The sequence below is a fragment of the Xylanibacter brevis P6B11 genome (genome assembly GCF_000621825.1).
Classification (GTDB): domain Bacteria; phylum Bacteroidota; class Bacteroidia; order Bacteroidales; family Bacteroidaceae; genus Prevotella; species Prevotella brevis.
In genome coordinates this window covers 51,526-70,634 of record NZ_JHXG01000006.1, presented here as the reverse complement: position 1 = coordinate 70,634, position 19,109 = coordinate 51,526, and the positions used below count along the sequence as shown (strand labels likewise).

The 19,109-nt window shown below is 48.1% G+C and carries 15 protein-coding genes; 8 read left to right on the top strand and 7 right to left on the bottom strand.

What is annotated here, in order from left to right:
• Positions 1 to 322: 322 nt before the first annotated feature.
• The 3 genes from T496_RS0101935 to T496_RS0101925 are packed head-to-tail and all read right to left on the bottom strand — an operon-like array spanning position 323 to position 2,743.
• Positions 323 to 1,225 carry an FKBP-type peptidyl-prolyl cis-trans isomerase gene (locus T496_RS0101935; protein ID WP_027449254.1) on the bottom strand — a complete coding sequence of 301 codons (903 nt, stop codon included), beginning with the start codon at positions 1,223 to 1,225 and terminating at the stop codon, positions 323 to 325.
• 2 nt (positions 1,226 to 1,227) lie between these two features.
• Positions 1,228 to 2,079 carry an FKBP-type peptidyl-prolyl cis-trans isomerase gene (locus T496_RS0101930; protein ID WP_027449253.1) on the bottom strand — a complete coding sequence of 284 codons (852 nt, stop codon included), beginning with the start codon at positions 2,077 to 2,079 and terminating at the stop codon, positions 1,228 to 1,230.
• Positions 2,080 to 2,134: 55 nt separating this feature from the next.
• Complete coding sequence (locus T496_RS0101925) at positions 2,135 to 2,743, bottom strand: FKBP-type peptidyl-prolyl cis-trans isomerase (RefSeq protein ID WP_027449252.1); 609 nt, start codon at positions 2,741 to 2,743, stop codon at positions 2,135 to 2,137.
• Positions 2,744 to 2,976: 233 nt separating this feature from the next.
• On the opposite strand from T496_RS0101925, the gene T496_RS0101920 reads away from it, so the two are divergent.
• The gene (locus T496_RS0101920) at positions 2,977 to 3,780 is read left to right on the top strand and encodes a gluconate 5-dehydrogenase (protein ID WP_027449251.1); all 804 of its coding nucleotides are present in this window, start codon (positions 2,977 to 2,979) and stop codon (positions 3,778 to 3,780) included.
• A 434-nt stretch (positions 3,781 to 4,214) separates the two neighbouring features.
• Here T496_RS0101920 and T496_RS14320 read toward each other — a convergent pair whose 3' ends face one another.
• Both T496_RS14320 and T496_RS0101910 read right to left on the bottom strand, forming a co-directional pair.
• Positions 4,215 to 5,195, bottom strand: a complete 981-nt coding sequence (locus tag T496_RS14320; RefSeq protein ID WP_052342023.1) for a TlpA disulfide reductase family protein — start codon at positions 5,193 to 5,195, stop codon at positions 4,215 to 4,217.
• A gap of 125 nt (positions 5,196 to 5,320) precedes the next feature.
• Complete coding sequence (locus T496_RS0101910; RefSeq protein WP_027449250.1) at positions 5,321 to 5,965, bottom strand: M15 family metallopeptidase; 645 nt, start codon at positions 5,963 to 5,965, stop codon at positions 5,321 to 5,323.
• A gap of 74 nt (positions 5,966 to 6,039) precedes the next feature.
• Between T496_RS0101910 and T496_RS0101905 the strand changes: the two genes are divergently transcribed.
• The 7 genes from T496_RS0101905 (at position 6,040) to T496_RS14815 (ending at position 16,882) form a co-directional block, all read left to right on the top strand.
• Positions 6,040 to 7,053 carry an NAD-dependent epimerase/dehydratase family protein gene (locus T496_RS0101905; protein WP_027449249.1) on the top strand — a complete coding sequence of 338 codons (1,014 nt, stop codon included), beginning with the start codon at positions 6,040 to 6,042 and terminating at the stop codon, positions 7,051 to 7,053.
• A complete protein-coding gene (locus T496_RS0101900) occupies positions 7,044 to 8,003 on the top strand; it encodes a phosphatase PAP2 family protein (RefSeq protein WP_027449248.1) in 960 nt (319 codons plus the stop codon). The genes T496_RS0101905 and T496_RS0101900 overlap by 10 nt, the downstream gene beginning before the upstream one ends.
• A 68-nt stretch (positions 8,004 to 8,071) precedes the next feature.
• A complete protein-coding gene (locus T496_RS0101895; RefSeq protein ID WP_027449247.1) occupies positions 8,072 to 9,505 on the top strand; it encodes an amidophosphoribosyltransferase in 1,434 nt (477 codons plus the stop codon).
• A gap of 240 nt (positions 9,506 to 9,745) precedes the next feature.
• Positions 9,746 to 12,526: a DUF6359 domain-containing protein gene (locus T496_RS0101885; protein WP_081783507.1), complete on the top strand. Its 2,781-nt coding sequence runs from the start codon at positions 9,746 to 9,748 to the stop codon at positions 12,524 to 12,526.
• A 146-nt stretch (positions 12,527 to 12,672) separates the two neighbouring features.
• Entirely contained in the window at positions 12,673 to 12,867 is a 195-nt protein-coding gene (locus tag T496_RS14820; protein ID WP_155808585.1) for a hypothetical protein, read from the top strand.
• Between the two features lie 1,107 nt (positions 12,868 to 13,974).
• Positions 13,975 to 16,536, top strand: a complete 2,562-nt coding sequence (locus tag T496_RS14315) for a chitobiase/beta-hexosaminidase C-terminal domain-containing protein (RefSeq protein ID WP_027449243.1) — start codon at positions 13,975 to 13,977, stop codon at positions 16,534 to 16,536.
• Between the two features lie 178 nt (positions 16,537 to 16,714).
• Positions 16,715 to 16,882: a hypothetical protein gene (locus T496_RS14815; protein ID WP_155808583.1), complete on the top strand. Its 168-nt coding sequence runs from the start codon at positions 16,715 to 16,717 to the stop codon at positions 16,880 to 16,882.
• Between the two features lie 69 nt (positions 16,883 to 16,951).
• Here the strand turns inward: T496_RS14815 and T496_RS0101860 are convergent, their stop codons facing one another.
• Both T496_RS0101860 and T496_RS0101855 read right to left on the bottom strand, forming a co-directional pair.
• Positions 16,952 to 17,314, bottom strand: coding sequence for a helix-turn-helix domain-containing protein (locus tag T496_RS0101860; RefSeq protein WP_027449242.1), 363 nt, complete (start codon positions 17,312 to 17,314; stop codon positions 16,952 to 16,954).
• 23 nt (positions 17,315 to 17,337) lie between these two features.
• Positions 17,338 to 18,987, bottom strand: coding sequence for a DUF6377 domain-containing protein (locus T496_RS0101855; RefSeq protein ID WP_027449241.1), 1,650 nt, complete (start codon positions 18,985 to 18,987; stop codon positions 17,338 to 17,340).
• Positions 18,988 to 19,109 lie beyond the last annotated feature (122 nt).

Here is a 19,109-nt window from a genome sequence, read left to right as displayed (position 1 = left end):
TAAAAGAAATGAAAAATGCAAGTTTTTAGCTAAATATTTTTCGAAAAAGTATTCAACTCACTTACATAAAGAAACGATGACCTTTCTGCCTATTCTAGGCTTCGGGTCATCGTTATTTCTGTTTCCTGTCGACTTCTTTTTCCTCTCGTTTCTAAAACCTAATATATTTTTACGTAGTTTGTTTTGGCTTTTCTTTTTTCTTCTGCAAAGGTAATGCAAATACCTTATATCGCGAAATAATGAAGAATAAAAGTTTTAAAAAGGACAAAAACTACATTCGATTGACAAAAAACTAGGTTTGCGAGAGGCTTGTCGAGTGTTGTTACTTCTCAATGCCTACCAGTTCCACGTCGAAGATCAGCGTAGAGTAGGGAGGAATCTGTCCGGCCTGACGCTCGCCGTAGGCCAAGTTCTGAGGAATATACAACTGCCATTTTGAGCCCACGGGCATCATGGTCAGCGCCTCGGTCCATCCCTTGATGACCTGGTCGGCACGGAAGGTGGCAGGCTCGGTGCCGTGTTTTGACGAAGCGTCGAACACGGTGCCGTCAATCAGTCGGCCCTCGTAGTGCACCTTCACCTTGTCGGTCTTCTGTGGCACCTCGCCCTCGCCGCGCACCAGTATCTTGTACTGCAGTCCGCTCTCGGTGGTGATGACGCCCTCTTTCAGCTTGTTTTCCTCCAGGAACTTGCGTCCCTCGGCAGTCAGTTTCTCGGCCTTAGCATCCTTGTTCTTCTGCTGCAGGTCGCGGAACAGCTCGTCGGCGGGCTTAGCCAGTTTGACCGTGCTGTCGTTCAGCAGTGCGTCGGTGAAACCGCGGAACAGCACCTGCTTGACGATGGTGTCGGGGGTGTCGGTGAACTCCTTTGTGATGCCGGGCAGCATCTGCTGCAGCAGTTGGGCAGCAATCTGCATACCAGCCAGGCGAGCCTTCTGCTCGGGTGTGTCGGCAGCGTTCACCACCTCGTTGAAGCCACGCACGAAGTCCTTCATCTGGGTTTCGTCCACATCAAACTGGTTCTTCAGGTAGCTGGTCAGTCCGTTGGTGATCATCTGGCCGGCAGCATAGCTCAGCGTGTCGTGATTGTTGGTCAGCACCACGGGAGCCACGCAGCATTCGGTCTTCTCCTGCTTCTTTTTCTTATCCTTCTTCTTACCGGCCTGTGCGGTAGAACAGAAAGCACCCGCCATGATGGCGAGTGCAATGATGAGTGATTTCTTCATACTTATTCAGCGTCTTTAATCTCAACCAACTCTACTTCGAAAATCAGTGCAGAGTAGGGGCGGATGCCGCGAGAACCCTGTTCGCCGTAAGCCAACTGGTAGGGGATGTAAAGCTCCCACTTAGAGCCTACAGGCATCATGGTCAGTGCCTCGGTCCAACCCTTGATCACCTGGTTTGCACGGAAGGTAGCGGGCTCGTCGCCATACTTGCTTGAAGAGTCGAACTCAGTACCGTCAACCAGTGTGCCGCGATATTTTACGCGAACGATAGAAGAGTCGTTGGGGATAGCACCATTACCAGCCTTCAGCACCTTGTACTGCAGACCACTCTCGGTCACCTTCACACCCTCTTTCTTAGCGTTCTCAGCCAGGAAAGCCTCGCCCTCTTTCTTAGCCTTCTCCTGCTGTACCTTCTGGATCTGGTCCATCAGGCGCTGAGCGGTTTCGCCAGCCTCCTCGGCAGTCATGGTAGCGTCGCCCTTGATACCGCCAATCAGACCGGCCAACAGGTTGCGCATAGAGATAGTCTTGGTGGTATCGGCACCGTAGATCTGCTCGTTCAGACCCTTCTTCCAACGGCTGCCAATCTCCTGACCCAGCTGGAAGCCTGCGAAGTAGGCAGCCTTCTTCTTGTCGTCACCAGCGTTAGCACCATCCTTGATACCCTTGATGAACTCAGCAGTGTAGGCAGTGTCCTGGATCATCTGCTTCATGTAGGGAGAGTTTGCTACACCGATGGCATAGGTCAGTGTGTCGATGTCACTTTTCAGGCTTGCTTTAGGTGCGCCGCCATCGCACGATACCAGTGCTACAGCAGCAATGGCCATACCGGCCACAAATGTTAACTTTTTCATTGTTGTTTATTTGTTATTGTTGTTATGTTGTTTCGTTCTGCTGTCCAGCCGAGGCTTACTTCACAACCTCGAGCAGTTCTACGTCGAAGATCAGTGTGGCGAAAGGAGGAATCATAGCGCCTGCACCACCCTCGCCATAGGCCAGACGGTAGGGGATGAAGAAGCGATACTTGGCACCCTCCTGCATCAGCTGCAGACCCTCGGTCCATCCAGCGATGACCTGCTGCAGTCCGAAGGTGGCGGGCTCGCCGCGCTGTACGCTGCTGTCGAACACGGTGCCGTCGATGAGGAAGCCCTCGTAGTGGCACTTCACTGAGTCCTTGGCCGATGGCTTCTTGCCGTTGCCTTCCTTCAGCACCTGGTACTGCAGTCCGCTCTCGGTGGTGATGACGCCCTCTTTCTTGCCGTTCTCAGCCAGATATTTCTCGCCTTCAGCCTTGGCAGCCTTGCCCTTCTCGGCACGCTCGGCGTTCAGCTTCTCTTCTTTCTTTGCAAAGTATTCCTGCACGATCTCCTGTGCCTCGCGGTGCGAAACCTTCAGTTCGTTACCTGCCAGCACGTCTTTGATAGACTGTGCGAAGTCATCTACGTTCAGGTCGTTGGCGCCCATCTGTGCCAACTGCTGTCCAATGCCCAGTCCCAGGGCGTAGCTCACTTTATCCATTTCTTTTCTTTCTCTTTATATTATAATGTGTATTTTACTCTTAAAAAGCCGTGCAAAGTTAGGAAATAAATATGAATATAGCACGATGAATTATGAATAATTTTGTCTCACCGGTCAAAAATTAGTTTTTTTAAGTAAGTTTTTCTAAAGAAACGGGACAAATATGGTGGCGGTTGGAAATTAATTTGTAACTTTGCCCATCGAAAACAATTACTATATAAATAAAACTAATTATGGCTAATATTTTTTCTTTAGAGGGTAAGAACGCCTGGATCACAGGTGCTTCCTACGGTATTGGTTTCAACATCGCCAAGGCTTTCGTGGCTGCCGGTGCTAAGACCATCATCTTCAACGACATCAACGAGGCTGCTCTGCAGCGTGGACTGGACAACTACAAGGAGGCTGGCATCGAGAACGTGAAGGGCTATGTCTGCGACGTTACCGACGAGAATGCCGTTAAGGCTCTTGTAGAGAAAATCCACGAGGAGGTAGGCCAGATCGATATCCTGGTCAACAATGCCGGCATTATCAAGCGCATTCCCATGCACGAGATGAAGCGTGCCGAGTTCCAGCAGGTCATCGACATCGACCTGGTTGGTCCGTTTATCTGCTCTTCAGCCGTGATTCCCGAGATGATGGAGCGCCGCGAGGGTAAGATTATCAATATCTGCTCTATGATGAGCGAGCTGGGTCGTGAGACAGTCAGTGCCTATGCTGCCGCCAAGGGTGGCTTGAAGATGCTGACCCGCAACATCTGTTCGGAATATGGCGAGTATAACATCCAGTGCAACGGCATTGGCCCGGGCTATATCGCCACACCTCAGACTGCACCTCTGCGCGAGCGTCAGCCAGATGGAAGCCGTCATCCGTTCGACTCGTTCATTTGTGCCAAGACTCCTGCCGGTCGTTGGCTCGACCCCTCAGAGCTGGGTGGTCCTGCTGTGTTCCTGGCTTCTCACGCTTCAGACGCCGTGAATGGTCATGTGCTCTACGTCGATGGCGGTATTCTGGCCTACATCGGCAAGCAGCCTAAGTAACTCCGTGACTTGTCTTAACTAGCTCTAACAGAGCGCATAGAAAACAAAAAAACACACCCTGGTGGTTTGCTGCCGGCAACCATCGGGGTGTGTTTCGTTTTGCCATCTCTTTGCTTTTGTTTTGCCAAAGTGGCGCTTTTATCATGTAATAGTTATGCTTTTATCTTGTAAAAGTGGCACTTTTGCGCTGCAATAGTGCCACTTTTGGTGTCCATCTAGCCCCTGGAGCGCGCGCATCCAGCCCCTAGACAGAACAAATCTAGCCCCTGGATGCGGCACTTCTAGGGGCTAGAAGCAAGCTCTCCAGGGGCTAGGTCAGAAACAAGGGCTTTGGTATTGCACTTTAAAAGGCCTTCTATCAGATGGCAAGAGTGCCTCTTTTCGCGTTCAAAACGGCCCTTTTTAGCGTATTATAATGATGCTATGGTGCGTGATTAGAAACCGTATATCTCCTTCAGCGTGTTGCCGAGCTTCTCGCCGCGCAGGTCTATGGCAATGATCTTGCCCGTGGGGTCGCACAGGATGCTCGAAGGAATGCTGCGGATGCCGTAGGTCTGGGCAGCAATGGTCTGCCAGAACTTCAGGTCTGAGAGGTGCGTCCAGTTCAGCTCTTTCTCGACGATAGCCTTTTTCCAAGCATCTGCATTGCGGTCGAACGACAGGCCCACCACGTTGAAACCCTTAGCCTTGTATTTCTCGAAGTTAGCCTTCACGTTGGGCATCTCCATCATGCAGGGTCCGCACCACGAAGCCCAGAAGTCTATCAGCACATAGTTGCCCTTGCCCACATATTCGCTCAGCTTGTGGCTGTTGCCCAGTGTGTCAGCCTCTTCAATATCTTTGAACATGGTGCCGGGTGCACGCAGGGCCAGCGACTCCAAGTATGGTTTTACCTTGGCACACAGGGGGTGTTTCAGGTAGGGCGCATCCTTCTCAATCTCTGCTTTCAGTTCGTCGTAGCTCATGACATACATGAGTTGCGACATGGCGAAGGCGCCCACAGCATTGTTGGGGTTAGCAGCCAGTCCTTGGCGCAGTACCTCTTCCTGTTCTGTTTCCGTTTTTGCCTTGCTCATGGCGAGCGCCAACTTGGTAAGTGCCATGTTCTGTGCCGAGCCCTTCACCTCGTCGGTGTTCATATCCAGCGTCATCTCCTTGCCATCCACCACGAACATGTTGAACAAGTTGTTCTGAGGATCCATGATAACCATCACCGTGCCTTCGGGCTTGTCGGTATTGATGGTGAAAGTGCCGTTGGTCACGTTGATGGTCTCGTTTTGTTGGTTCGTGCCTATCTCCATCAAGGCCAGTGTCTTGGCGTCTTTATGAGCCGTACCTTTCACGGTGAACTGTGTCTGTGCCATGAAAGGCAGTGCTGCTGCCAGTAGTGCAGCCAGTGAAAAAAGTCTTTTCATTTTCTGTTGTGTTGTTTTATTAATAAGTTTCGACTGCAAAAATAGTTATTTTCTCTTTGATTCTCTCTGTATAGTCGTCAAAAAGCTCAGAAGTTTGCTTTTTTTATGTTATGTTTACACTGTGTTTACTTCTCGAAATGCTGGTAGTCCTTGTGCGACTTCCAGTCGCCTCCCCACGTGAAACCGTGCTTCTTGAAGAGGCGACAAGCCAGGTCGTCGCTGGTGATCTTATAGCGGAACTTCTTCGAGCGGTCGCAGTAAGGCTTGCCGGTGGTGGGCTGAATGACCACCTTTCCGCTGGGGTAGCGGCGGTAGTAGGGATTGTAAAGCGTGTTCAGGTCCACGGCCATGCCCATGGCGTGCTTCGACAGCGTCTTCGAGTTGGCCACGACGCGATAGCAGAAACACGACGTGTTGTTGTCGCGCATCTGTCGCTCGTCGTCAGCATCGTAGTTGTCGGGCAGCACCATCCGTTCGATGGGGTAGTGCGCCTTGTAGAGCTGGCGGAAAATGTCGATGATGTCCTCGGCGATGAGCTTGTTGCACACCATCTCGCCCCGGCGCGTCTTACCATCGTAGTCCCAGTGCAGCACGCGGATGTAGCGCAGGTCCGAGCGCTGGATGTGCGGGTTCTCGTGGTAGGTCTTACCCTGCATCACATGCCACACGGAGTCGCTGATCTCGCTGATACTGAAGTCTTCACACTGTGCCTTGCAGCCCTGCGCGCAGAGCATCAGCATCACCATATTAATATATAAGAGCCATTTCATAACATTAATTTTTGCTGCAAATATACATATTTTCGTTTAATAATTACTACCTTTGCACCCAAATTTCAATATCTATGAAGATTCTTATCACGGGAGCCAGCGGATTCATTGGCTCGTTCATTTGCGAAGAGGCCGTGCGCCAGGGCTTTGACACCTGGGCAGCTGTGCGTGGCAGTAGCAAACGTGACTTCCTGAACATCGACGGACTGCACTTCCTAGAGCTCGACCTGTCGAGCCAGAGCAGACTGGAGGAGCAGCTGCGCCCGCATCAGTTTGACTATGTGGTGCATGCTGCCGGTGTGACGAAATGCCTGAACACCGACGACTTCTTCCGTGTGAACACCGAGGGCACCAAGAACCTGGTGCGTGTGCTGATGGCACTGCAGATGCCGCTGAAGCGCTTCGTGTATCTGAGTTCGCTCAGCATCTTTGGCGCCATCCGCGAACAGCAGCCCTACACCGAGATCAAGGACACCGACACACCCCAGCCCAACACGGCCTATGGCAAGAGCAAACTGGAAGCCGAGCGCTGGTTGGACACGCTGAACAGCGCCTCGTCCACAGGTGAGCCCTTCCCCTATATCGTGCTGCGCCCCACTGGTGTCTATGGTCCCCGTGAGCGCGACTACTTCCTGATGGTGCAGAGCATCAAGCAGCACAGCGACTTCGCCGTGGGCTTCACCCGTCAGGATATCACCTTCGTCTATGTGCTCGACGTGGTGCAGGCCGTCTTCCTGGCCCTGGAGCGTGGCGAGGTGGGCCATAAGTACTTCCTCAGCGATGGCGAGGTCTATCAGTCAACCACCTTCTCTGACCTGATTCGCCGCGAACTGGGCAACCCCTGGTGGATTCGTATCACCGCCCCTGTATGGGTGCTGCGCGTGGTCACCTGGTTTGGCGACAAGATAGGTCATCTGCGTGGTAAGATCAGCGCCCTGAACAATGATAAATATCACATACTGAAGCAGCGCAACTGGCGCTGCGACATAGAGCCCGCCCGACGCGAGTTGGGCTATAACCCACAATACACACTGGAGAGGGGAGTGCCCCTCACCGTGAAATGGTATCAAGATAACGGATGGATTTAAAGCAACTCTTTGCTCGCGACGAGCAGCCCCGCCAGGGATTCCTGGCCTTCGAATGGCTCATCATGGCCTACCTGGTGCTTACTTCAATACTCATGACTTACTATTCGTTCGGTCATGAAATGCACCTGATGCCCATGCTGAGCGTGCGTCTGCAGACGCTGGCAGCCATATTCCTACTGAAAGAGATTTATGCGTTGAAGCCTTGCCGCTTCACCATGTTTCTGCGTGCCCTGGCACAAATGTTGCTGCTGGGCCTGTGGTATCCCGATACGTATGAGCTGAACCGCGTGCTGCCCAATCTGGACCACGTGTTTGCACAGTGGGAACAGACCCTCTTCGGCTGTCAGCCCGCACTGCTTTTTGCCCAGCAATACCCGCAACCGCTGGTCAGCGAACTGGTGAAGATGGGCTATGAGAGCTACTATGTGGTCATGGTGGTCGTGATGCTCTACTACCTCTTCAAGCGTTTCGAAGACTTCGACCGCATGGCCTTCATCATGCTGGGCGGCTTCTTCCTGTTCTACCTGGTGTTTATCTTCCTGCCCGTGGCCGGCCCTCAGTTCTACTACTGCGCCGTAGGGGTGGACCAGATAGCGCATGGTGTGTTCCCCAACGTGGGCTACTATTTTGAAAACAACACCGACTGTCTGCCCATTCCCGGATGGCAGGACGGACTGTTCCATCAGCTCACCATCATCTCGCACGACGCCGGCGAGCGCCCCACCGCCGCTTTCCCCAGCAGTCATGTGGGCGTCACCACCATCCTGTTGTGGCTGGCGTGGCAGGCCCGCAGCCGTTGGCTGTTCTTCTGCCTGTTGCCCTGCGCCGTGCTGATGTTCTTCGGCACCTTCTATATCATGGCCCACTATGCCATCGATGCCGTGGCCGGTGTATTTGTTGGTACGCTTTATTATTTCCTTTTAAGATATATATACAAAAAATCTCGTTGAAATGTTGCGCATTCAGCGAGATTTTTGTAATTTTGCACCCGATTTTAATCAACACAGCGATAACAATTATGGGCGGCTTTTTTGGCACAATCTCTACGAAGAGTTGCGTAAACGATTTGTTTTACGGAACTGATTACAATTCACACCTTGGTACACGACGTGCAGGTTTGGTAACCTACGATGAAGAGAAGGGATTCTCACGTAGCATCCACTCACTGGAGCGTGACTATTTCCGTTCGAAGTTCGAAGATGAACTCGACGATTTCTCTGGCAATCTGGGCATAGGCGTCATCAGCGACACCGACCCACAGCCTATCATCATTAACTCACATCTGGGACGCTATGCCGTGGTCACGGTGGCTAAGATCAACAATCTGCGCGAGATTGCCGACGAGCTGTTGGCGCAGCGCATGCACCTGAGCGAGCAGAGCGCCAACAACCTGAACCAAACGGAGCTCGTGGCGCTGCTCATCAACATGGGCAACACGTTTGTGGATGGCATCAACCTGGTTTATCGTAAGATTAAGGGCTCGTGCTCTATGCTCATCCTCACCGAGGACGGCATCATTGCTGCACGCGACTTCCTGGGCCGCACACCTATCGTGCTGGGTCACCGCGAGGATGGCTATGCCCTGTCTAGCGAAACCACCAGCTTCCCCAATCTGGGCTATAAGACCGTGCGCGACATCGGTCCTGGCGAGATTGTCAAGGTGAAGAGCGACTCGGTAGAGGTGATGCAGCCAGCCTTCAAGCGCTGTCAGATTTGCTCGTTCCTGTGGGTTTACTATGGTTTCCCCGCTTCTTGCTACGAGGGTATCAACGTCGAGGAGGTGCGCGAGCGCAATGGTAAGTGCATGGGCGAGAAAGACAATGTGGAAGCCGACTTGGTATGTGGCATCCCCGACTCGGGTGTAGGTATGGCCCTGGGCTATGCCGACGGTGCCAAGATTCCATACAAGCGTGCCGTGCTGAAGTACACACCCACGTGGCCTCGCTCGTTTACTCCTAACAACCAGGCACGCCGTAACTTGGTGGCCAAGATGAAGCTGATTCCCAACGGCAACATCCTGAAGGATCAGCGCATCGTGTTCTGCGACGACTCTATTGTGCGTGGCACGCAGCTGCGCGACAATGTGCGTGAGTTCTTCGAGAACGGCGCCAAGGAGGTACACGTACGTATTTCATGTCCGCCACTGGTCTATGGCTGTCCTTTCATAGGTTTCACCTCTTCGAAGAGCGACATGGAGCTCATCACGCGTCAGATTATTCGCGACTTTGAGGGCGAGGATGAACCACACTTGGAGCGTTATGCCCGTACCGACTCACCAGAGTATAAGCGTATGGTCAGCGAGATAGCCCGTCGCCTGGGTCTCACCTCGGTGAAGTTTGCTACCCTCGAAGACCTTGTAGCCTCTATCGGTCTGCCCAAGAATCAAGTCTGCACCCACTGTTTCGATGGTAGCAGCTACGATCAGCAAGGCGACGGAGAGTTCTTTGGGTAAAAACCTCTCCCGACCTCCCCAAAGGGGAGGAGAATATTTGTGAAATAATGGCCAGGATTCAAGTGAGTCCTGGCTTTTTTTTTGTGGCCTTTTTCGGATATTTTTTCGTTATTTATTCTTTTGTCTCATTTTCCTTGGAAGTGTCGATAATAATTTCTATCTTTGCAAAGTCTATGATGATATTGACTAAAAAGCCTATAAACAACAATCGTATATACCAAAATTTAAAAATAAAACATTATGAAAAAGACATTTTTACTCAAAACAATGCTCTTACTGTGCGCGCTCGTCACGTGGGGGAATGTGTGGGCGGAAGACTATAGTCTGACTCCAAACCAATCAAGTACAGGTAGTAGCGCAACTTCTTATATTACGACTTTGACTGAGTTTACACACAATGGAATCAAATGGAAAATGAATCAATGGAATCCAAAGAGTCTTCAAGTGAAGACAAATCAGGCTTCGCCTTCTTCTGAATTTAGATTCTATAATACTAGTGCATTTCCTGGAAAAATAACTAAGGTGGTTATAAAATTCTCTGCACTAACATTGTCGAGTACCTCAAATACAGGCTTTATGTTTGTTGGAGGAACTTCTGAAGTTTCCTCTACTACAGGTGGAACAGCTGGAACTTGGAATTCTACGAATAAAACTATAACTTGGGAACCTAACGAATCTGACAATTTTACGTATTTTGCATTCTACCAAAATGGAAAAGTTGCAACTGGAACAAATAATTTGGCTTCAAGTGATGCTATTGTTGTTACATATTCAACAGCGGCTCCAACAAAAGTTGCTACTCCAACAATCAGTGGAGATGAGAACTTCCTAACTTCTACAGATGTAACAATCGCATGCGGAACGGATGGTGCAGCTATTCAGTATAGTACTGATGATGGCGCAAACTGGAACAATTATTCTGCTCCCTTTGCTCTTACAGAAACAACAACCGTAAAGGCTAAGGCAACAAAGAGTGGTTTGACTGACAGTGATGAAGCAAGCAAGACCTTTACGAAGGTTGTTCCTATGACGGTTTCTGAAGCGATTACAGCAATCAATGCTCTTGCAAGTAATGGTACAATTGCAAATCAGTATGTAAGAGGTGTCGTTTCTACAGCTGGAAGTATAAGTAGTGGCGCTGTAACATATTTTATCTCTGATGACGGAGCAACAACGAACCAACTCCAAGTTTACCTAGGTAAGAATACAGACGGGGCTGACTTTACCAATGAAACTAACTTGGAACTGGGAGATGAGGTTATTGTATTCGGAACATTGAAGAATTATAAAGGAACCACGCCAGAGTTCGATTCTGGTAGTCAGGTGGTAAGTCGTACTACGAAGACAGCTCCTACGTTCTCACTTGATAAGAGTGAGGCCACGCTTGATGCTTATACTCATGAAACAGTTGATGTGGCATTGACTACAAATACTGATGGTGATATTACTTGTGAGAGTAGCAATCCAGATGTAGCTACTGTGGCTCTGAAGAGTGCTGGTGTTTATACTATCACAGCTCAAACAGAAGGTTCTGCAACAATTACTATTATGTCTGCAACTTCTGCTACTTATAAGCCTGCCATTGCTACGGTTTCTGTAACGGTTGCTGATGCACGTGCTGATGCAGGAATCAGTTTTGCTGAAAACGAAGTTGAGCTAACATGGGGCGATGCTTTTGCTGGTCAGGCTCTAACAAACGCTAATTCTGTAGATGTAACGTATTCAAGTACTGATGAGGATGTAGCTACTGTTACTTCTACAGGTGTTGTTACCGTAAAGAAAACTGGTTCAACAACCATCAAAGCAACTTTCACGGGTAATGCAACCTATAAGGCAGCTGTTGCTTCTTATACATTGACTATCAATAAGGCTGTAGCTGGTCTTTCATACGCTCAGACTGCATTTGATGTTATGTTGAATGATAATACTTTTGAGGCTCCTGCTTTGATTAATCCCAACGGATTGACGGTAACGTATTCTTCAAACAACGAGGCTGTTGCTCTAGTTGGCGATACAACTGGCGAGATTGTTCTCGAGACAGGTTCCGAGGGAACTGTAAAAATCACGGCTTCGTTTGTAGGTAACGATAATTTCAAAAGTGGTAGTGCCTATTACACCGTTACTGTAATTGATCCCACGGTTAAAGGGTGTAAGTACAATCCTTATACTGTTGCAGAAGTAAACACAGGGGATTATTCTGGTGTAAATTATGTAAAGGGTTATATTGTTGGCTTCTTTAGTGGCAAGGATAGTAATGCGTCTTTATCAGGTAATTCCAATCTTGCGTTATCAGATTCGCCTGAAGAAATAAGTGGAACTAAAACTATTGCGCTTCAATTGCCCTCGGGCTCATTAAGAGATACTTGGAATATTGATGATAATAATGTTATTGGAATGGAGATTCTTGTAAAAGGTAATATTACCGGTTACTTTACAGGCAAGACAGGCGTAAAGAGTCCTGCAGAAATTACTGCGGTTTCTGTTCCTGTTTCAATATCTGCTGCAGGCTGGGCAACCTATTGCTCTGAATACGCTCTTGATTTCACTGGTGTAACAGAGCTGACTGCTTATACGGCTACGAAGGTGGGTGACGTTGTGAAGTTCAATAAGGTGACGGGTAAGGTGCCTGCAAATACTGGATTGCTGGTGAGCGGTACTACTGCTAATGTTCCTGTGGCTGCAAGCGCAGACGCTGTGACAAATATCCTGGAGGGTGTTACTGCTGAGACCGTGAAGACTGCTGAAACAGTGTTCGTGCTGAAGCAGGGCGCTAATGGTCTGGGCTTCTATAAGAATACTAACGACTTTACTGTTCGTGCCAACTCTGCTTACCTGCCTGCAACGGCTGTGGCTGATGCTCGTGCGTTCATCGCACTGGATGATGAGGCTACGGGAATTAGTAACCTCACCTCAGCACTCTCCAAAGGCGAGGGAGTTGTGTATGACCTTAGTGGTCGTCGCGTGGTTACACCTACGAAGGGACTCTATATCGTGAATGGTAAAAAGGTATTTGTAAAGTAAAGGAGCCTGCTTCGCAGGGAGATTTCTCAGAATTAGAAACAAAATTGTTCAAAAGGAAAAATAATTATTCTGTAGAATTTTGAATTAGATTTTGAAGAATTTCCCGCCAAAGGCGGCCATATAAGAACAATAAAACGAAAGAAGATATGAAAAAGATATATATGATGCCTTCAATGAAGGTGATAACCATCCGAAACACCCAGATCCTGGCAGGCTCACCACTGAACACCTCTGGCGAGAATCCTCAGCAGGACGACTTCTCGGGTTCTACAGAAGATACAAGTGGAAACCTCTCTCGTCGCCACGACGTGTGGGCCGACGAAGAGGAGGAAGATATCTAAGTCTGCAGTCCGAAGACGAATAGCTATGAGCCGCTATCCTTTCATTGAGGGGGTAGCGGCTTTTTTGTTGCTGTTCCGTGCTGGAGTAAGAGGTGCGCAATGGGGATGGCTTCATCGTTCTTTTGGCTCTGAGGATGAAAAGGACTGAAATAAATTTTGGCCAGAATTAATTGAATTTTGGCCAAAATTTTAAAAATAATGGCCAGAATTTAAAATTGTCCTTTTCCTATCAATGAAAAAAACAGAAAATACACTTTTTGATGTTTGCAGCTCTTGCAGAGCTCCTGTGCTAAGTGCCATGTCTTTGCCTTTAAGAGCAAGCTCTTACGTCCAAGCCATAGCCCTTATCGCATAACTTCGTTATTGCAAACATCAAAAAGAAAAAACATCAGCTTCTATCGAAGCTTAAAAAACCAACCCCCTCTAAATCTCCCCGAGGGGAGACTTCATTCTTAACTCCCTTCCTCGGGAGGCCCGGTGAAGGGCTTCTGTTTTTTAGCCCGAAGGGCGATGTTTTTGCTCACTCAGTATGTGCTGTCTCAGCAAGAGACCAAGTTGGAAGGTAGGTATTTTTATCTGGGTGCTCGCACCCAAGGAAAAATAGATATCTTTCAGCTTGTAAGGACTGTAAGTCCGACACATACTGACGTGAGAGTTTTTATTGTTTTTTTCTAGATAAACGTTCCTTGCGAAACCATATCGTTAGTCGGCGACTTTTCTGCTGCAAGCGTTGCATGATTGCGGGATAAGAATAATTGCCTGAAATAAAATTATAGCTATAATTTTGCGAATTATAGCTATAATTGTTTTAATTATGGCTATAATCTGTTTTGATGGTTTCGGTATTGCTATGCCATTCGTTTGGTTTGGCGCCGCCAAACGCATTGAATGGGGGCGCCAAACGGGGTGAAAAGCAGCGCCAAACTCCGGGGATGGGACGGGCATAGTTAAATGAATGTGAAAAATATTACATTTTACTATCAATTATTTTGCTGATTCATAAATAATTACTACTTTTGTCCTAGTATTTTTATCAGACTTTGCCGTGAGGCAACAGCCTACTAACTAGATACAACAAATATACCATAACTATTAAAATTTTCAATTATGAAAAAGACATTTTTACTTAACACTCTTCTACTACTATGCGCCCTAGTAGTGGAGGGGACAACTTCTGCGTGGGCGGATGCAACAGAAATACTTTATTCGGAGAATTTTGGAACTCCATCATCTAACACTGAAATTTCTTCTTATACAGGGTGGTCAGCAACGACTGCAATGTTTAATCTAACCGGTGCTCAAACAGTTGCGTCATGTTACAGCGGAGGTAAGGTAGGTTCTGGTAATGCGAGTACTACTTCTAACTATTCTGTGGCTTCAGGCGGCGGAAATGCGTGGCAGCAAGGAACTGCCAATACAGAAACAACTTTTTTGACGATTCAAAATATTAAGATTACTGGTAAGAGTGGATTGACTTTATATTTTGCAATATATAATGGTGGATCAGCCCGATATATTGATGTTTATTCCCAAATAGATAGTGGTGAAGAGGTTAAACTATCACTTACGGGGTATGGTAATACAACGGGATGGCATTATGTGAGTACAACAATATCAGGAACGGGTTCGAGTTTGAAACTTATCTTTAAACATAAACCAACAAAAACATGGATATCGCGAGTTGATGATATATTGTTAACTGGTATTCCCGCAGCTCCTGCAGCTCCAACTTTCGATCCTATTTCTGGTGATTTTAGTAGTGACTTTACTCTGCATTTGGCTTGTGCAACAGATGGTGCAGATATGTATTACACAATGACTACCGACGGAAGTACGCCAGATGACCCGACAAGCACAAGCACGGCATATGTTCCTGCTACAGGTATTAGTGTTAGTGCGGGAAATACTGTTAAGGTAAAGGCCATTGCTATAAAGGGTGGCATCGCAAGTACGGTAGCAAGTGCTACATACACTTACAAAGATATTGCAAATCCTTTGTTTAGCTCTGCAGATGGTTCAACATTGCTTTATGGAGAGTCTGTTTCGCTGAGTTGTGCTACTGATGGAGCAAAAATCTACTATACACAAGGAGCTACGCCTGCAGACCCAACAAGTGCAAGTACGGAATATACAACTCCTATTGTACTGACTGCTGGAACAACTATTAAGGCAATAGCTATCAATGGAAGTGATGAGAGTGATGTGGTTTCAGCTACATATAGTGTAAAAGCTACGCAGCCTACGTTCTCTGTTGCAGAGGGGACATACAATGAAGCACAGAGCATAACTCTTAGCTGCACAACAGATGGCGCAGCCGTTTATTATTCTTTAGACGGAACAACTCCAACATCGGGCAGTACGGCCTATACTGGTGCTATAACAATTGATGCGAGTAAGACTATTAAGGCAATTGCCGTAAAAGATGGTCTTACAGATAGTGAGGTGTCCTCTGCTACTTACACCCTTAAGGTCTTAACTCCGACCTTCTCTTTAGCTGGTGGCGATTTTGATGAAACACAGACTATAGAGCTTTCTTGTGCTACTGATGGAGCCACGATTCATTATACAACCAATGGAGCTGCTCCAACAACAAGTAGTCCAACGTACTCGAGTGCTATCTCTGTTTCTACAGTTCAAACCATAAAGGCTATTGCTATTAAGGATGGATGGGCTAATAGTGAGGTTGCTTCTGCAGAGTATCGTGTGGCTCTTCCTGCAACTTTGCCTTTTTCTTATGATGGTAATGGTACGGGAAGTTTGCCAAATGGTTTAACGCCAACGGGACTTGGCACTTATAAAACTTCACCAAAGATGCAATTTGATGGTACTGGTGATAACTTAATTCTGAAATTTAATGCCGCTCCAACTGAGCTGTCATTCAAAATAAAAGGTAACTCTTTCTCTGGCGGAACATTCAAGGTTCAGTATTCTGCCAATGGTTCTGACTATACTGATTTAGCAACCTATACGACTTTAGGAGACACACAAACAGAAACGTTTGATTCCGATGACCTTCCTGCTACTACTCGTTTTATTAAGTGGATATATACTAGTAAGTCTAGCGGTAATGTTGGTTTGGGTGCCATCAACTTAACGGGACATGTGTCTGCTACTATGGGAACGAATGGTTATACTACTTTTGCTGATAAACATGCTCTAGACCTGGAGCACCTGCCAAGCGGACTGACGGCTTATAAGGCTGGCGTAACGGGAACGACGGTGACATTTACGGAGATTAAAGACCAGGCTGTTCCTGCTAATACTGGTTTGCTGCTGAAGGGTGAGGCTAGCGAGACTTACAATATTCCTGTTGCTGCCTCTGGAACTGATGTGACGGGTAATGCGTTCCTAGTTAATACTGCAGGTACAACATTTACTGGCGATGATAACTATTACTACTTCGGTCTGAAAAAGAACACGTTGACGTTTGGTCTCTTCGATCCCGCGAGTGTGGCTATTCCTGCCAACAAGGCTTATCTGAAGGTGTCAAAGAGTGCTGGCGCACGCGAGCTTACTGTGTTGTTCGACGATGAGGCTACGGGAATAGAGGACCTCACCCCAGCCCTCTCCAAAGGCGAGGGAGTTGTGTTTGATATGATGGGTCGTCGCGTGGTTACGCCTGCGAAGGGACTTTATATTGTGAATGGTAGAAAGGTATTTGTGAAATAAGGGAGCCTGCTTCGCAAGGAGATTTCTCAGAATTAGAAACAAAATTGTTCAAAAGGAAAAATAATTATTCTGTAGAATTTTGAATCAGATTTTGAAAAATTTGACTTTCCCTTCGGCCGTCGAGCTAAACCTTCCCGCCGAAGGCGGTAACATTAAGAACAATTAAACGAAAGAAGATATGAAAAAGATATATATGAAACCTGAGTTGGAGGTCGTAAAGGTTAAGATGACCTCTCACCTGATGGAAGCATCGAATGCAACACTTAGTATTGAAGAGGAAGACGAGATTAAAACGTCAGACGATTTCGGATCCCGCTTCTTCGACTTCGACGACGAGGATTACTGATCCTGCGCTATCGTTATATAAAAACAATGCCGCTACCTACAGAACGGGTAGCGGCATTGTTTTATGTTATTAGCAGCCCAACATAGCTGCAGGCGTAATGCCAAGTGTGGAGCAAAGAAGGCGAGCAATCTTTAATGTAGGTTCTGCTCGGCCAGAAACATAGTCGTTGATGCGAGAAGGACTGACACCAATTTCAATTGCTAACTGTTTCTGACTCATCTGCTTTTCTTCAAGCGATAACTCAATCAGTTGTGCAACTGTTGGCTTGTTGATGGGGAAATGCTCCTTTTCATAATCTATGACTATGTTTGACATCATTGTTAGCTCTACGGCATTGCGGTCGTTGGCTGGTGTGTTGTCGTCAACAATTGGCAATAGCTCCTCAATTCGTGCCAATGCAAACTCATATTGTTCTTTTGTAATCTTACTCATAATCGTTCCTCTTAACTTATCCTTTATTTAATCACGGTGCACAGTTGTAGCACATCGTCGTCGAAAGTGTCTTTGTTGATGGCTTTGTTCTTCACCAAAGAACGGCAGTTGTAGATGGTCTGCGAGGAAAGGAAGAGCAGGTCAGCGATGTCGGTGGTCTTCTTTACACCCAGGCGGATAAGGGCAAAGGTGCGCAACTCGGTGGTCAGCGTGCCTGGCGTCTTCTGCAGGATGCGCCCCTCGGGCAGTAGCAGTTCGTTGAACTCGTCGATGAAGGTGGGGTAGAGCTCCAGGAAGGCCTTGTCGAAACGGGTGAGGAAGGTGGCAGCATCCTCCTCGGAGATGCGCGTAGAGGAGATAGTCTGCAGGAGCTCCTGCGCCTGGTTCGCCTTGATCTTGCGCTTCACCAGCGTCTGGTACTTGTTGAGCTTGTCAATATACTGCGCACAAAGGTCTATATAGATGGACGCCAGTCCCTCGCGACGCTTGTTGGTGTCCACCAGCTTCTGGTTCAGAATGCCCTGCTGCTCGTTGGACACAGCCAACTGGCGGTTGGCCTCAGTCAGCTGCATGTTACTATCCGCCAACTCCCTACGTCCTAACGCCAGCAGGCGGTTCTTGCGATAGATGAGCCAGATGGCCCACAACATGGCAATGACCAGCAGCGAGATGAAGAGCAGCGAGTAGCGCAAGGCGCGGTTCTGCGTCTTCACCGTCTCCTGATAGCGCAGCATGATCTGCGGCAGCGTGCGTGAAATCTCCAAGATGCGCAGACGGTTGTTGTAGAACTTAGCATCCTCCATCGACACGTTGATGTAGCGCTCCGCCCTTTCGATATGCTGGTCGCTGAGGCTGAACAGATATTCTGCCAACACCTGCATGGACATATTCTCCTTGGTGCAGCACTTCAGGTCGCTCAAGGCCGAGCGTATGAGATACTCCTCGTACTTCTCCATCTGGTTGTCCACCTTATAGTTGCCAGCCAAAGCAAAGGCCGACATCGCATAGATGCGCGATGTTTCCTCGGTGGTGTCGAGGATGCGCAGGTAGTGCTCGCGAGCCTGCTTGCTGTTGGCCGTCACATACACCATCTGTTCGCCCTTGTAGTACTGGTAGTCGGGGTCCTGCGGATTAGCGTGTAGCATAGCCTCGCGCAAGTATTCGTTGGCCTTCTGCCGGTAGTGGGGCGTGAAGGTCGTATCGCCGCAATAGTCGCTCCAATAGGCATATATATTAAAGTAGGTGAAATAGTATTTGAAGAGCAACCGCTCGTCGGCCTCGGCAGGCTTGAAGTTGTCGAGATAGGCCATTGCCTCGCTATAGAGTCCGCCAATAGCCATGATCTGTGCCACATAGACCGTGAACAGGTCGGTATAGTAACGATTGCCCAGTCGCTGGCTCAGTGTCAGTCCGCGGTTAGCATAGACCATGGCCGAGTCAAACTGATAGACATGATACTCGCTGTAGAGGTCTTCCACCACTTTCAGCATGGCGCTGCTATCGCGCTCCGTGCGCAGTTTCTTCTTCAAAAAGGCAATCTGGTTCTCCTTTGCCTCTATGTATTGTCCACGTTTCGCTATCGTGGCATCCAGTTCCTCATAGAGCTGCTGGTTGTCTGCCTTCACCGCGGAAGACAGCATGACGAGGGTTAGTAATAGAATGATTCTGACCATGCGAAGTGATATAGTTTAGTAATTATGTTGCAAAAATAACAAAACAATGGGAAACGGAGCTATTTACTATGGCGATTTTAATATCTTTTATAACTTACTGATTATCAAATTGATTTATGTCT

Coding starts and splice junctions, on each gene's coding strand:
- T496_RS0101860 (WP_027449242.1), bottom strand. CDS start 17,314: ATGAGTAAGATTACAAAAGAACAATATGAGTTTGCATTGGCACGAATT.
- T496_RS14320 (WP_052342023.1), bottom strand. CDS start 5,195: ATGAAAAGACTTTTTTCACTGGCTGCACTACTGGCAGCAGCACTGCCT.
- T496_RS0101900 (WP_027449248.1), top strand. CDS start 7,044: ATGGATTTAAAGCAACTCTTTGCTCGCGACGAGCAGCCCCGCCAGGGA.
- T496_RS14315 (WP_027449243.1), top strand. CDS start 13,975: ATGAAAAAGACATTTTTACTTAACACTCTTCTACTACTATGCGCCCTA.
- T496_RS0101930 (WP_027449253.1), bottom strand. CDS start 2,079: ATGAAAAAGTTAACATTTGTGGCCGGTATGGCCATTGCTGCTGTAGCA.
- T496_RS0101855 (WP_027449241.1), bottom strand. CDS start 18,987: ATGGTCAGAATCATTCTATTACTAACCCTCGTCATGCTGTCTTCCGCG.
- T496_RS14815 (WP_155808583.1), top strand. CDS start 16,715: ATGAAAAAGATATATATGAAACCTGAGTTGGAGGTCGTAAAGGTTAAG.
- T496_RS0101895 (WP_027449247.1), top strand. CDS start 8,072: ATGGGCGGCTTTTTTGGCACAATCTCTACGAAGAGTTGCGTAAACGAT.
- T496_RS0101905 (WP_027449249.1), top strand. CDS start 6,040: ATGAAGATTCTTATCACGGGAGCCAGCGGATTCATTGGCTCGTTCATT.
- T496_RS14820 (WP_155808585.1), top strand. CDS start 12,673: ATGAAAAAGATATATATGATGCCTTCAATGAAGGTGATAACCATCCGA.
- T496_RS0101885 (WP_081783507.1), top strand. CDS start 9,746: ATGAAAAAGACATTTTTACTCAAAACAATGCTCTTACTGTGCGCGCTC.
- T496_RS0101925 (WP_027449252.1), bottom strand. CDS start 2,743: ATGGATAAAGTGAGCTACGCCCTGGGACTGGGCATTGGACAGCAGTTG.
- T496_RS0101935 (WP_027449254.1), bottom strand. CDS start 1,225: ATGAAGAAATCACTCATCATTGCACTCGCCATCATGGCGGGTGCTTTC.
- T496_RS0101920 (WP_027449251.1), top strand. CDS start 2,977: ATGGCTAATATTTTTTCTTTAGAGGGTAAGAACGCCTGGATCACAGGT.
- T496_RS0101910 (WP_027449250.1), bottom strand. CDS start 5,965: ATGAAATGGCTCTTATATATTAATATGGTGATGCTGATGCTCTGCGCG.